This is a genomic window from Cellulomonas fimi (assembly GCF_012952065.1).
Classification (GTDB): domain Bacteria; phylum Actinomycetota; class Actinomycetes; order Actinomycetales; family Cellulomonadaceae; genus Pengzhenrongella; species Pengzhenrongella fimi_A.
The window spans coordinates 14537-27721 of the sequence record NZ_JABCJJ010000001.1 but is presented as its reverse complement, the minus strand read 5'-3'; the positions used below and the strand labels follow the sequence as shown (position 1 = coordinate 27721).

Genomic DNA, 13185 nt, shown 5'->3' with positions numbered 1-13185 from the left:
GTCATCGGCGTCGCGACCTCGACCGGGACGGAGGCCGACGTGTGGGGCGTGGTGCTGTGCCTCGTCTCCGCGGTCGCGTACGTGATCGCGGTGCTGCTGCAGAAGCCGCTGCTCACGCGGATGTCGGCGCTTCAGGTCACGTGGATCGCGTGCACGGTCGGCCTCGTCGTGTGCCTGCCGTTCGCGCCGCAGCTCGTACGCGAGGTGGCCGTCGCCGACACGGCAGCCGTGGCGAGCCTCGTCTACCTCGGGCTCGGCCCGACCGCGATCGCCTTCACGCTGTGGGGCTACGCGCTCGCCCGCACGAGCGCCGGCCGCCTGGGTGCGACGACGTACCTCGTGCCGCCGATCGCCGTCCTGCTCGGGTGGGCGCTGCTGGACGAGGTGCCGCCGCTCCTGGCGCTCGCGGGCGGGGGGCTGTGCCTGGTCCGCGTCGCGATCACCCGCCGGACGAGCCTGTCGAGACGCCGACGCTCGACCTGAGCGGGATGCCGACGGCAGGCCACGCGCAGACCACCGTCACATCGCCTGCAGACGGCGCGGGCGTCAACCAGTAGGTGACGTCGTAGCTCCGGTCGTCCCTGCTCCCGCCGCGCTGCACGAGCGCCGGTCCCGCGGCGTAGACCGGCAGCTCGCATCAGGCGCATCGTTGCTCCTGGGGGTGGAAGTCGGTGCAGAGTATCGGCGTGACCCCCACCTCCGCGGCGACCTGGCGTGCGCGGGTGCCGGGCCTCTTCCTGGTCGCGGCCGCCACCGCGATGAGCTTGCGGGTCTCGGTCGCCGTGCCGGTCGTCTCGTCGCTCATCCTGGCGATCGTGCTCGGTGTCGTCGTGCGGAACGTCGGCGCGCTTCCCCCGCGGGTCGCGGTCGGGACCCGCTGGGCGACGAAGCGCCTGCTGCGCGCCGGCGTCGTGCTCCTCGGGCTGCAGCTCTCGGTGCCCGAGGTGCTCGCGCTCCGCCCCGGTGAGCTCGTGACGATCCTGGTGACCGTCGTCGTGACGTTCCTCGGCACGCGGTGGGTCGGTGCGCAGATCGGGGCGAGCCGCGCCCTGTCGCTGCTCGTGGCCACCGGGTTCGCGATCTGCGGCGCGTCGGCGGTCGCGGCGATGAGCGCCGTGATCCGGCCGGACGGGGCGAACGGCAAAGCGACGGGTGGCGGGACGACCGCCGAGGAGACCACCGAGGACGACGTCGCGACGGCGATCGCCATGGTGACCCTGTTCGGCGCGGTGACGCTGTTCGCGCTCCCGCTCGCGCAGGGCGCCGCCGGCCTGGACGACCACCAGATGGGGGTGTGGATCGGCGCGTCGGTCCACGAGGTCGCGCAGGTCGTCGCGGCGGCGTCGGCCGTGTCGACGGCAGCGCTCACCGTCGCTGTCGTCGTGAAGCTCGGCCGGGTCGTGCTGCTCGCGCCGCTCGTCGCCGCGGTCGGGGCGCTCGAGCGGCGCCGCGCCGTCGTCGGTGACGTCGCGGGCGGGACGGGGGATGGCTCACGGACGTCGCGACCGCCGGTCGTCCCGCTCTTCGTCGTCGGCTTCCTCGCGATGGTCGTCGTGCGCAGCGTGGGTCTGCTGCCGGCCGCGGTGCTCGACGCCGCGGCGATCGCCACGACGCTGCTGCTCGCGGGCGCGATGTTCGGGCTCGGCACCGGCGTCCACGTCGCGACCCTCGCGCGGACCGGTGGACGCGCGCTCGCCCTCGGTGCGGCGTCGACCACGATCGCCGTGACGGTGAGTCTCGCCGGGATCCGGCTGCTGACCTGACACGCTGCCACGTCAGCCTGCACCGGTAGCCTGGAGTTCATGAGTCCCCAGTCCGATCTCCAGTCCCCGCCTGCGCTCCCGAAGGGCGGCCTGCGGATCGTCCCGCTCGGCGGCCTGGGTGAGATCGGGCGGAACATGACCGTCTTCGAGCACCGGGGCCGGCTGCTGATCGTCGACATCGGCGTGCTGTTCCCCGAGGAGCACCAGCCGGGCGTCGACGTGATCCTCCCCGACTTCACCTGGATCCGGGACCGCCTCGACAAGATCGACGCGATCGTGTTGACGCACGGGCACGAGGACCACATCGGCGGCGTGCCGTACCTCCTGCGAGAGCGCGCCGACATCCCGGTGATCGGGTCCGAGCTGACGCTCGCGTTCATCGAGGCCAAGCTCAAGGAGCACCGGATCAAGCCCAAGACGGTTCAGGTCAAGGAGGGCGACCGGCGCACGGTCGGCAACTTCGACCTCGAGTTCGTCGCGGTCAACCACTCGATCCCGGACGCGCTCGCCGTCGCGATCCGGACGCAGGCCGGGCTGGTGCTGCACACGGGCGACTTCAAGATGGACCAGTTCCCGCTCGACCGGCGGATCACGGACCTGCGCGCCTTCGCCCGCCTGGGGGAGGAGGGTGTCGACCTGTTCATGACGGACTCGACGAACGCCGAGGTCCCGGGCTTCACGATGGCCGAGCGCGACCTCATCCCCGCGATCGACACCGTCTTCCGCACGGCGCCGCGCCGGATCATCGTGTCGAGCTTCGCGAGCCACGTGCACCGCATCCAGCAGGTGCTCGACGCCGCGCACCAGCACGGCCGCAAGGTCGCCTTCGTGGGGCGCTCGATGGTGCGGAACATGGGGATCGCGCGCGACCTCGGCTACCTCAACGTGCCGCGCGGCCTCCTGGTGGACTTCAAGCAGCTCGAGGGCATGCCCGACCACAAGGTGACCGTCGTGGCGACGGGCTCGCAGGGCGAGCCGATGGCCGCGCTCGCCCGCATGGCGAGCGGCGACCACGTCATCCAGATCGGCGAGGGCGACACCGTCCTGCTCGCCAGCTCGCTCATCCCGGGCAACGAGAACGCGATCTACCGGGTCATCAACGGGCTCACGCGGCTCGGGGCGAACGTCGTCCACAAGGGCAACGCCAAGGTGCACGTGTCCGGGCACGCGAGCGCCGGCGAGCTCGTCTACTGCTACAACGTCGTCAGGCCGCGCAACGTCATGCCGGTCCACGGCGAGTGGCGGCACCTGCGCACGAACGCCGACCTCGCGATCGAGACCGGCGTCGAGCCCGACCGCGTGGTGCTCGCCGAGGACGGGTCGGTCGTCGACCTCGTGGACGGCAAGGCCTCGATCACCGGCAAGGTGCCCGCGGGCCTCGTCTACGTCGACGGCATGACGGTCGGCAAGATCACCGAGGAGTCGCTGAGCGACCGGCGGGCGCTGTCGGAGGACGGCGTCGTCACGATCGTCGCGCTCATCGACCCCGAGACCGGCCTGCTGACCGAGGAGCCCGACTTCCTCGCGCGCGGGTTCGCGCACGAGGCGTCGTACGAGGCGCTCATCCCGATCATCGAGCAGGCGCTCGCGAAGGCGGCCGCGGACGGCGTGCGCGAGTTCAGCCAGATCGAGCGCCAGCTCGAGCGCGCCGTGAGCCGGTGGTTCCAGCGCGGCAGTCGACGCTCGTCGCCGGTCATCATCCCGGTCGTCATCGAGGCCTGAGCCTCGGCTCCTCATCGACACCACGTGTCAGACCTAACGCGTGCTCGGGACCGCGCACGGTCTGACACATCAACGCCGGCCAGCCTTGTCGGACCTGGCGCGCGCTCGGGACCGCGCACGGTCTGACACATCAACGCCGGCCAGCCTTGTCAGACCTCACGCGCGCTCGGGACCGCGCACGGTCTGACACATTGGTCCCCGAGACACGTGTCAGTTCCGCAAGAGCGGTGATAAGTTTCCGATCGTGCCGCAGTATCGGATCAGCGAGGCCGCTCGGCTCCTCGGCGTGAGCGACGACACCGTGCGTCGCTGGGTCGAGCAGGGGGCGCTGAGCACGACCGCCGACGCCGTGGGCCGTCAGGTGCTCGACGGCGCCGCCCTCGCCGCGCACGCGCGGACGCTCGCGCAGGCACCCGCCGACCCGTCCGGCGTCGGCCGCAGCGCGCGCAACCGCTTCGTCGGGCTGGTCACCGCCGTCACGACCGACACCGTGATGGCGCAGGTCGAGATCCAGGCCGGCCCGCACCGCGTCGTGTCGCTCATGTCGAGCGAGGCGGTCCGGGAGCTCGGGCTCGAGGTGGGGTCGCTCGCCGTCGCCGTCGTCAAGGCGACCACCGTCATCGTCGAGACCCCGGCCGGAGCCCGGTGAGGAGCAGAGCGCGGAGCCCGGCCCGGCCGTTCGTCTTCGCTGTCCTCGCCGCCCTCGCCCTCGTCGCGTGCGCCGCCGGACCGCGCTCCCCCGCGGCGTCGGGCACGGGCGCGGCGGAGCCGGGCGAGGTCACGGGTCAGGTCGCCGGCGAGCTGACCGTCCTCGCGGCCGCGTCGCTCCGCCCCGCGTTCGACGAGCTCGCCGCCCTCCTCGAGCGCGAGCACCCGGACCTCGATGTCCGCCCGATCACCTACGACGGCTCCTCGACCCTCGCGACACAGCTCGTCCAGGGCGCACCCGGCGACGTCTTCACCGCCGCCGACCAGCGGACGATGGCGACCGTCGCCGACGCGGGCCTGCTCGCCGGCGCCCCCACCGTCGTCGCGCGCAACACGCTGCGGCTCGTCGTCCTCCCCGACAACCCGCACACCGTCAGGACCCCCGCGGACCTGACGCGCGCCGACCTCCAGGTCGTCCTCTGCGCCGCCGAGGTCCCGTGCGGCGCCGCGGCTCGGGCCTGGCTCGACGCCGCGGGCGTGGACCTCACCCCGGCCAGCGAGGAGCAGAACGTCACGGCCGTCGTCACCAAGGTCGCGGCGGGTGAGGCCGACGCCGGGCTCGTCTGGGCGAGCGACGTCCGCTCGGCGGACGGTCGCGTCGAGGCGGTCGAGGTGCCCGACGCCGTCACGGCCGCGAGCGCGAGCGCGTACCCGGTCGCGGTGCTCGCGGACGCGGCGAACCCCTCGGCGGCGCGCGCGTTCATCGCGCTCGCCGGCTCGCCGACGGGCCAGGCGCTGCTCGCGCGGTACGGGTTCACCGCGCCATGACCCGCTCCCGCTCCCACCCCCGCTCCCACCCTCGACCGGCCGGCACGGTCCCGCGGCTCCTGGCGCTCCCCGCGGCGCTCGGGATCGCGCTGCTCGTCCTGCCGCTCGTCGCACTGTTCGTGCGCGCCGACTGGGCCACCGTCCCCGCGGCGATCACGTCGCCCGAGGCCCGCCAGGCGCTCGGCCTGTCCCTGCGTACCGGACTCGCGGCGACCGCCGTCTGCCTCGTGCTCGGCGTCCCGCTCGCGCTGGTGATCGCGCGCGCCCGGCCGCGCGTCGCCGCCGTCGTGCGTGCGCTCGTGACGGTGCCGCTCGTCCTGCCGCCGATGGTCGGTGGCGTCGCGCTGCTGTACCTGCTGGGACGCACCGGGCTGGTCGGGCGGTACCTCGACCTGGCGTTCGGCGTGCGGATCCCGTTCACGACGACGGCGGTCGTGCTCGCCCAGGCGTTCGTGGCGCTGCCGTTCCTCGTGATCGCGGTCGAGGGTGCGCTGCGCACGGCCGGCACCCGGTACGAGACGGTCGCCGCGACGCTCGGCGCGAGCCGCGGCCTCACGTTCCGGCGCATCACGCTGCCGCTCGTGCTGCCGGGGCTCGTCGCCGGGACGGTGCTGTGCTTCGCGCGCGCGCTCGGCGAGTTCGGCGCGACCGCCCTGTTCGCCGGCAACGCCCCGGGCGTCACGCGCACGATGCCGCTCGCGATCTACACCGCGTTCAACGGCGCGGGCGTGAGCCAGGACTCCGCCGTCGCGCTGTCGCTGCTGCTGGTCGTGGTCGCGGTGGTGATCCTCGTGCTGGTCCGCGGCTGGCGACCCGATCGGGAGCGCGGGAGCGGCTCGGGCGGGACGGCGGGCGGGACAGCAGGCGGGACAGCGGGCGTGGCAGCGTGAGGCACGACGCCGGCACGCCCCCCGGTGCCGCCGTGTCCGTCCGCGCGGTGGTCCGCCGCGGCGCGTTCGTGCTCGACGTCGTGCTCGAGGTCCGCCCCGGCGAGGTGCTGGCCGTGCTCGGCCCGAACGGGTCCGGCAAGTCGACGCTCCTCGCGGTGCTCGCGGGCCTGCTCGTCCCGGACCTCGGGCGCGTCGAGGTCCGCGGTCGCGTCCTCACCTCCGCCGGGGAGCCGGCCCCCGCCGCTCCAGTCCTGGTACCCCCCGCCGACCGCGCCGTCGGCCTGCTCGGCCAGGACCCCCTGCTGTTCCCGCACCTCACGGCGGCCCGGAACATCGCCTTCGGCCCGCTCGCCGCGGGCACCCCCCGACGCGGGGCAGAGGCTCAGGCCGCGGGCTGGCTCGACGCCGTCGGCCTCGCCTCGCACGCCGACCGCCGGCCCGCGCAGCTCTCAGGGGGCCAGCAGCAGCGGGTCGCGCTCGCCCGCGCCCTCGCCGCGCGGCCCGACGTGCTCCTGCTCGACGAGCCGATGGCGTCGCTCGACGTCCGCACCGCACCCGAGATGCGCGACCTGCTCCGCGCCCAGCTCGCGGCCCACCGCACGACGACGGTGCTCGTCACGCACGACGTGCTCGACGCCGTCGTGCTCGCCGACCGGGTGGCGGTGCTCGAGGACGGTCATCTCGTCGACGTCGGCCCGACAGCACGGGTGCTCGCCGCGCCGCGGAACCCGTTCGTCGCCGACCTCGCGGGGGTGAACCTGGTGGTCGGGACGGCCGACGGCGGGGCGGTGCGCGCGCCGGACGGGCGGCGGTTCGTCGGGGTCGAGGGCACGGACTCCCCTCCGCTGCCCGACGGCGCGCCGGTCGCCGCGGTGTTCCGACCCGCCGCCGTCGTCGTGCAGACGGCCGAGCCGCACGGCGCGAGCCCGCGCAACGTCTGGCGGGCGAGCGTGATCGGGCTCGAGGCGGCGCCGACCGGGGTACGGCTGAGGACCACCGGCGACCCGGAGGTGCTCGTCGACCTCACCCCCGCGGCGGTCGCGGAGCTCGGGCTGGTGCCGGGCGCCGACGTCTGGCTGTCCGTCAAGGCGAGCGAGGTCGGTCTGCACAGGCGCTGAACGGCTGCTCACCTACACTGTGCCGGTGATCTTCAAGGCTGTGGGCGACGGGCGTCCCTATCCCGACCACGGACTGGTCACCTCGAAGCAGTGGGCCGACGTCCCGCCGCGGCAGGTCCGGCTCGACGAGCTCGTGACCACCAAGCGGACGCTCAACCTCGACAGCCTCCTGTCGGACGACTCGACGTTCTACGGCGACCTGTTCGCGCACGTCGTGCAGTACAAGGGCGTGATGTACCTCGAGGACGGGCTGCACCGGGCCGTCCGCGCGGCGCTCCAGCAGCGGCCGGTGCTCCACGCCCGGGTGCTGGTTCTCCCCACGACGGCCGGTGACGAAGCCGGGAAGCAGCCCCTCGTCGACGCAGAGGACTCGGCGGCGGAGCCTGACGTGCAACCCTCCTGACGCCCACCCGGCCACCACTCCGGTCGGCGCGCCCGCCGATCGGGCGACGCGGGCCGGACGTGGTCTCCGCTGCCCGATCGATCGGTTAGGTTCAGCGCGTGACCGAGCAGCGGGGCGCCGACCGTGAACGAACCCTGCGCCGGCGGCACCTCCACGAACGACAGGCCGTGATCTTCGGCATCCTCATCGCGGGCCTCGCGGTCGCCGCCCTCGGCGGCATCGCGGTCTACACGGACGCGATCCCGTCGCCGATCTCGCGCGACTTCACGACCAAGGCCGCCGACGAGGGCCCCACCGGTCCTCCGCCGCCGTGCCCACCCGACGGCACGCTGCCCGTGCCGTACCAGAACGTGCAGGTCAACGTCCTCAACGGGACGGACCGAGCCGGGCTCGCGGGCGACGTGGCGGCCGGGCTCGCCGCGCGCGGGTTCGGGGTTCTCGGCACGGGGAACGCGCCCGCGTCCGTCGCCGGAGTCGCGCGCATCGGCTTCGGGGCGGCGGGCGTCGGCGCGGCCTACACCCTCGCGGCCCACCTCGAGGGCGTCGTCCTCACGCTCGACGGCCGGCCGGACGCGACGGTCGACCTCGCGCTGGGGGCACAGTTCATCGAGCTGACGGACCCGGCGCAGATCACGCTCGACCCCGCCGTCCCCCTCACCGGGGTCGAGGGCTGCGTGCCGCTCGAGGAAGCGGTGCCCGCGCCTGCGCCGGTCGCTCCGGCCCCCGAGGGCGACGGCGCCCCGCCGGCCTGACGTGCGGCGACAGCGCTGTCACCGGGATCGTGACCCGCGACTCGCAGCGAGCAGCTCAGCGCTCCAGCTCCGCCCCGCCCGGGACCGACGCCGGGCTCGCCGGCTCCTGGTGCGTCCCGCGTCACCGGGCGATCGACCGCATCAGGTGGTAGATCCCGATCGCCGCCGCCGTGCCGAGCGCGATACCGCCGAACGTCAGCTCGCCCGCGGCCCACGTGAAGTCGGCGATGCCGATGACGAGCGCCACGGCCGCCGTCGTGAGGTTGACCGGGTCCGAGAAGTCGACGCGGTTCTGCACCCAGATCCGCGCACCGAGGATGCCGATCATCCCGTAGAGCATCGTCGTGGCCCCGCCGAGCACCCCGGCCGGGATCGTCGCGATCAGGGCCCCGAACTTCGGCGACATGCTGAGCACGAGAGCCCCGGCGGCCGCGACCCAGTACGCCGCCGTCGAGTAGACTCGCGTGGCCGCCATGACGCCGATGTTCTCGGCGTACGTCGTCGTGCCCGAGCCACCGCCCGCACCGGCGAGCGTCGTCGCGAGGCCGTCCGCGAGCAGCGCGCGGCCCGTGAGCGGGTCGAGGTTGCGGCCCGTCATCGCCGCGACCGACTTCACGTGCCCGACGTTCTCCGCGACCAGGACGAACACCACGGGCAGGAACAGGCCGAGCACGCCGACGTCGAACGTCGGCGTGACGAACTCCGGGAGGCCGACCCAGCCGGCGTCGCGCACGGCGTCGAACGTCACCTCGCCCCGCACCGCCGCGACCGCGTACCCGACCAGCACCCCGGCGAGGATCGCGAGCCGCCCGAGGATCCCGCGGAACAGCACCGTGATGAGGATGATCGCGAGCAGCGTGATCACGGCCGTCACCGGAGCCTCGACGAAGTTGTTCTTCGCCGCCGGTGCCAGGTTGAACCCGATGAGCGCCACGATCGTGCCGGTGACCACCGGCGGCATCACGACGTCGATCCACCGCGCCCCGGCGACGTGGACCAGCAGGCCGACGACGGCGAGCAGCGCCCCGGTCACGAGCACGCCGCCGAGCGCGACCGACTGCCCGCCCGATGCCGTCGCCGCCCCGATGGGCGCGATGAACGCGAAGCTCGACCCGAGGTAGCTGGGAAGGCGGTTCCGCGTGATCAGCAGGAACGCCGCGGTCCCGATCGCCGAGAAGAACAGCGTCGTCGCGGGCGAGAAGCCCGTGATCAGCGGCACCAGGAAGGTCGCGCCGAACATCGCGACGATGTGCTGCAGCCCGATCCCGATGGTCCGGGGCCAGCTCAGCCGCTCGTCGATGTCGACGACCCCGCCGGTCCTGACCGTCCGCCCGTCTCCGTGGACGCGCCACCCGATGCCGCTCATCCCGCTCTCCTTCACCGCTGCGTCGCTGGGGCGCCGCCGGCCACCGACGACGAACGCCGGTCCGGACGACTGCACGCACAGTAGCGACGCGGCCGGTCCGGACGGGCTGTGCCATGCTCGGACGAGACGCCTGAAGGAGATCCGCGATGACCGAGCCAGGCCCCTCACAACCAGGCCCGTCACAGCCAGGCCCGTCACAACCAGGCCCGTCACAACCAGCCCCGCAACGACCGGGCCCGCCGCGCCGCACCAACGTGCTGGCGCTGACCTCGCTCATCGCCGGCCTCGGCGGGTTCAGCATCGTCCCGCTGCTCGGGTCGATCGTCGCCGTCATCACCGGCCATCTGGCGCTCAACCAGATCCGGGAGTCCGGCGAGGACGGGGCGGGGCTCGCCAAGGCGGGCCTCTGGCTCGGGTACGTCGCGATCGCGCTGGCCGTCCTCGCGGTCGCGCTCCTGCTGCTCATCGTGCTCTTCCGCACGACGACGTCGTAGGTGGCGTCGCGCCCGCACCTCCGCCCGCGCGGAGGCCCAGCCCTCTGGCTCGCGTTCGCGCTCGTGCACGGATGGCTGACGGTGGTCGGCGTCGTCCTGATACCGAACCGCGCGTTCTACGACGTCGACCTCTACCGCTACTGGGTCGCGCTCGGCCTGGTCGACGGGCAGTGGCCCGTGCTCGACGGCCCGTGGGTCTACCCCGCCGGCGCGCTCGTGCCGATGCTCGTGCCGGCGGCCGTGGGAGCCGGGTCGACCGTCGCGTACGCGCTCGGGTGGAGCGCCCTCGTCACCGTGCTCGACGGCGTCGCGGCGCTCGCGCTCGTCCGTCATGGCAGCGCCTCCAACAGCACCGCCGGCAGCCCCTCCGACAGCACCGCCGACAGCCCCTCCGACAGCACCGCCGGCAGCACCGCCGCAGACTCGCTCGCCGCCTGGTGGTGGCTCGCCTTCCTCGCGCTGCTGGGCCCGGTCGCGATGGGCCGCATCGACGCGATCGTCGCGCCCCTGGTCGTGCTGGCCCTGCTCGCCGCGATGACGCGACCGCGCGTCGCCGCCGCGCTGCTGACCGCGGGTGCCTGGATCAAGGTCGCGCCCGGCGCCCTCGTGCTGCCCCTGGCGATGGCCGCGCGCAGGCCGCTGCGCGACGTCGTCGTCCCGGCGGCTCTGGTCTGCGTCGTGGTGCTCGGGGCCGTCGCCGCCGGGGGCGGGCTGGGAAACGTGACGAGCTTCCTGCTCACGCAGGACGCACGCGGGCTGCAGGTGGAGTCCGTGACCGCGACGCCGTGGGTGCTCCGGTCGACGCTCCGCGGCGAAGCCCCCGCCGTGCTGAACCGCGAGCTGGTCACGTGGGAGGCAGTCGGACCCGGGGCCGACGCCGCGGCTCGGGTGCTCGACGTGCTGCTCCCGCTCGCGGTCGCGGGGCTCGCGGTGCTGCTGTGGCGGGCGCGCGCGCACGGGGGCCAGACGCTCGTCTGGGGCTCGCTCGCCCTGATGGCGGTGCTCATCGTCGTGAACAAGGTCGGGTCGCCCCAGTTCGTCGGCTGGTTGGCGCCGCCCGTCGCGGTGCTGCTCGCGACCCGCCGGCCGGGGGCGCTCCCCCGGTCGGCGCGCGTGGGCGCCGTCGTCGTCCTCGTCCTCGCCGCGCTCACGCAGGCCGTGTTCCCGTGGTTCTACCCGGCGCTGCTCGACGGGAACCCGGTGCTGGGGCTCGTGCTGGCGGGCCGCAACCTCGGGCTCGTCGGGCTGCTCGCCCTGTGCTGCATCGTGCTGGTCCGGATCGCACGCACGCCGGCCGCGGATGGCGCGCCGGAGGCAGCCGCGGCCCCCGGCCTCACCGCAGCTGGGGCATGACCTCACGCGCGACCAGGTCGAGGTGGTCGAGGTCGTGCAGGTCCAGCACCTGCAGGTACACGCGCTGGGCGCCCAGCTCCGCGAGCCTCCCGAGCTCGTCGACCGCCTCCGCGACCGTCCCCGCGACGCCGTTCTCCCGCAGCTCACCGGGCTCGCGACCGATCGCCGCCGCCCGCCTCGACACCTCGGCGTCGTAGGCGCCGACGCAGACCACCATCGCGACCGAGTAGACGAGCTGCTCAGGATCGCGCTCGAGCTGCTCGCACGCCGCGCGCACGCCGGCGAACTTCTCGGCGATCTGGTCCTTGGGCGGGAAGGCGACGTTGAACTCGGAGGCGAAGCGGGCCGCGAGCGCGGGCGTCCGCCTCGGCCCCATCCCCCCGACGACGACCGGCACGCCCGCGCGCCCCGGGTCCAGCGGCGAGCGCTGCACCGGCTTGGGCAGCGCCGGGGAGTCCGTGAGCGTGTAGTGCTCGCCGTGGTGGTGGAAGCGCTCGCCCTCGGGCGTGCCCCACAGGCCGGTCACGATCTCGAGCTGCTCGGTGAGGAGGCCGAACCGCCGGTGCGGGAACGGGATCCCGTACGCCTCGTGCTCGGCGGCGAACCAGCCGGCGCCGAGCCCCAGCTCGACCCGCCCGCCGGACATCTGGTCGACCTGCGCGACCTGGATCGCGAGCACTCCCGGGTGCCGGAACGTCGCCGAGGTCACGAGCGTGCCGAGCCGGATGCGGGACGTCTCGCGGGCCAGGCCGGCGAGCGTGGTCCAGGCGTCGGTCGGCCCGGGGCCCGGGTCGCCGTCGCCCATCCGGAGGTAGTGGTCCGACCGGAAGAACGCGTCGAACCCCAGGGTCTCGGTGGCCTGGGCGACCGCGAGGAGGTCGTCGTAGCTCGCGCCCTGCTGGGGCTCGGTGAAGATGCGGAGATCCATGCCGCCCAGGGTCGCAGGGGTGGGCTGCGACGCGCACGCCGGGGGTAGCGTCGGGCCCGTGACCGCCCGCCCCGCACGACGCAGCCCGATCACCGCGATGTGGGCCTGGGACAACTCGGTGAGCCCGGCGGACGATCCCCGCGGACGCGGGTACCTGCCCGCCTCGCCCGAGCGGCTCGCGGCCTTCGCCGTCGCCGGCGGGCTCGAGCGCGTCGACCTCGCGGCACCCTGGGACGCGCGGACCGGTCCCGTCGGGGCCTGGTTCAGCGCGGCGTCGCAGGCCCTGCACGACGCCGGGGTCGAGGTGGGCGCGCTCGGTGGCGACCCCGCGTGGCTCGACGACCCCGCTCTCGCGGCGCGCTGGTTGACCGACGCGCTCGCGGCCGGGCGCGTCGACCACGTGCACCTCGACGTCGAGCCCTGGGTCACGGACGAGTGGGAGGTCGACAAGCCGGCCGCGATGCGCAGGCTCGTCGCCGTGCTCGACGCCGTGCGGGCGGCCGCGGGCGGCGTCCCGGTCGAGGTGGACGCCCCGTGGTGGCTGGCGCACGAGGCCGGGGACCCGCTGCCTGGTTCGCCCGGCGGGACCTTCCTCGACGCCGTGCTCGCGCGTGCCGACACCGTGACCGTCCTCGCGTACGCCGATCATGCGCAGGGCGTGGGCGGCATCCTGGCGCTGGCCGAGCGCGCGGTCCGGGCCAGCGTCGAGGCGGGCGTGCCGTTCGCCGTCGGGGTCGAGACCGAGACGCCCGAGGTCGCGGGCGGCGCCCTGTACACCTTCTACGAGGAGGGTCCGGTCGCACTGCTCGAGGGGTCGGGGGTCGTGGCGGCGGCGCTCGCGGACGAGCCGGGCTTCCGCGGGATCGCCGTCAGCCACCACCGCGCGTGGCGACGGCTGCTCGGCGTCTGACGGAGCGTGC

At 74.4% G+C, this 13185-nt stretch carries 13 protein-coding genes and 1 pseudogene; 12 read left to right on the top strand and 2 right to left on the bottom strand.

Going from position 1 to position 13185, the window contains the following annotated elements; genetic code table 11:
- Positions 1–39: 39 nt before the first annotated feature.
- The 9 genes and pseudogenes from HIR71_RS17085 to HIR71_RS00100 all read left to right on the top strand — a co-directional run bounded on the left by HIR71_RS17085 (position 40) and on the right by HIR71_RS00100 (position 8124).
- On the top strand, positions 40–483 hold the full coding sequence (locus tag HIR71_RS17085) for a DMT family transporter (protein ID WP_311836013.1): 444 nt from the start codon (positions 40–42) through the stop codon (positions 481–483).
- A 203-nt stretch (positions 484–686) separates the two neighbouring features.
- A complete protein-coding gene (locus tag HIR71_RS00135) occupies positions 687–1763 on the top strand; it encodes a YeiH family protein (protein ID WP_211373596.1) in 1077 nt (358 codons plus the stop codon).
- A gap of 39 nt (positions 1764–1802) precedes the next feature.
- Complete coding sequence (locus HIR71_RS00130; RefSeq protein ID WP_169322588.1) at positions 1803–3485, top strand: ribonuclease J; 1683 nt, start codon at positions 1803–1805, stop codon at positions 3483–3485.
- A 244-nt stretch (positions 3486–3729) separates the two neighbouring features.
- Positions 3730–4134 (top strand): TOBE domain-containing protein, encoded by a 405-nt coding sequence (locus HIR71_RS00125; protein ID WP_169322587.1) that lies wholly within the window; start codon positions 3730–3732, stop codon positions 4132–4134.
- Positions 4131–4961, top strand: a complete 831-nt coding sequence (modA, locus tag HIR71_RS00120) for a molybdate ABC transporter substrate-binding protein (protein WP_169322586.1) — start codon at positions 4131–4133, stop codon at positions 4959–4961. The genes HIR71_RS00125 and modA overlap by 4 nt, the downstream gene beginning before the upstream one ends.
- A complete protein-coding gene (locus HIR71_RS00115; RefSeq protein ID WP_169322585.1) occupies positions 4958–5851 on the top strand; it encodes an ABC transporter permease in 894 nt (297 codons plus the stop codon). Before modA ends, HIR71_RS00115 begins: the two co-directional genes overlap by 4 nt.
- Positions 5848–6969, top strand: coding sequence for a sulfate/molybdate ABC transporter ATP-binding protein (locus HIR71_RS00110; RefSeq protein WP_311835992.1), 1122 nt, complete (start codon positions 5848–5850; stop codon positions 6967–6969). The genes HIR71_RS00115 and HIR71_RS00110 overlap by 4 nt, the downstream gene beginning before the upstream one ends.
- A 25-nt stretch (positions 6970–6994) precedes the next feature.
- Positions 6995–7285 (top strand): annotated as a pseudogene (locus tag HIR71_RS00105) (type II toxin-antitoxin system VapB family antitoxin); the annotation flags it as partial.
- A gap of 185 nt (positions 7286–7470) precedes the next feature.
- Entirely contained in the window at positions 7471–8124 is a 654-nt protein-coding gene (locus HIR71_RS00100) for a LytR C-terminal domain-containing protein (protein ID WP_169322584.1), read from the top strand.
- Between the two features lie 121 nt (positions 8125–8245).
- Here the strand turns inward: HIR71_RS00100 and HIR71_RS00095 are convergent, their stop codons facing one another.
- The gene (locus tag HIR71_RS00095; RefSeq protein WP_169322583.1) at positions 8246–9490 is read right to left on the bottom strand and encodes a uracil-xanthine permease family protein; all 1245 of its coding nucleotides are present in this window, start codon (positions 9488–9490) and stop codon (positions 8246–8248) included.
- A gap of 254 nt (positions 9491–9744) precedes the next feature.
- Between HIR71_RS00095 and HIR71_RS00090 the strand changes: the two genes are divergently transcribed.
- Together HIR71_RS00090 and HIR71_RS00085 are read left to right on the top strand one after the other, a co-directional pair.
- On the top strand, positions 9745–9984 hold the full coding sequence (locus HIR71_RS00090; RefSeq protein ID WP_211373595.1) for a DUF4190 domain-containing protein: 240 nt from the start codon (positions 9745–9747) through the stop codon (positions 9982–9984).
- Positions 9985–11337, top strand: coding sequence for a glycosyltransferase 87 family protein (locus tag HIR71_RS00085; RefSeq protein WP_169322581.1), 1353 nt, complete (start codon positions 9985–9987; stop codon positions 11335–11337).
- Here HIR71_RS00085 and HIR71_RS00080 read toward each other — a convergent pair.
- The gene (locus HIR71_RS00080; protein WP_169322580.1) at positions 11318–12265 is read right to left on the bottom strand and encodes an LLM class F420-dependent oxidoreductase; all 948 of its coding nucleotides are present in this window, start codon (positions 12263–12265) and stop codon (positions 11318–11320) included. The two genes, HIR71_RS00085 and HIR71_RS00080, sit on opposite strands and share 20 nt — an antisense overlap.
- 58 nt (positions 12266–12323) lie before the next feature.
- On the opposite strand from HIR71_RS00080, the gene HIR71_RS00075 reads away from it, so the two are divergent.
- Entirely contained in the window at positions 12324–13175 is an 852-nt protein-coding gene (locus HIR71_RS00075; RefSeq protein ID WP_311835990.1) for a hypothetical protein, read from the top strand.
- Positions 13176–13185 lie beyond the last annotated feature (10 nt).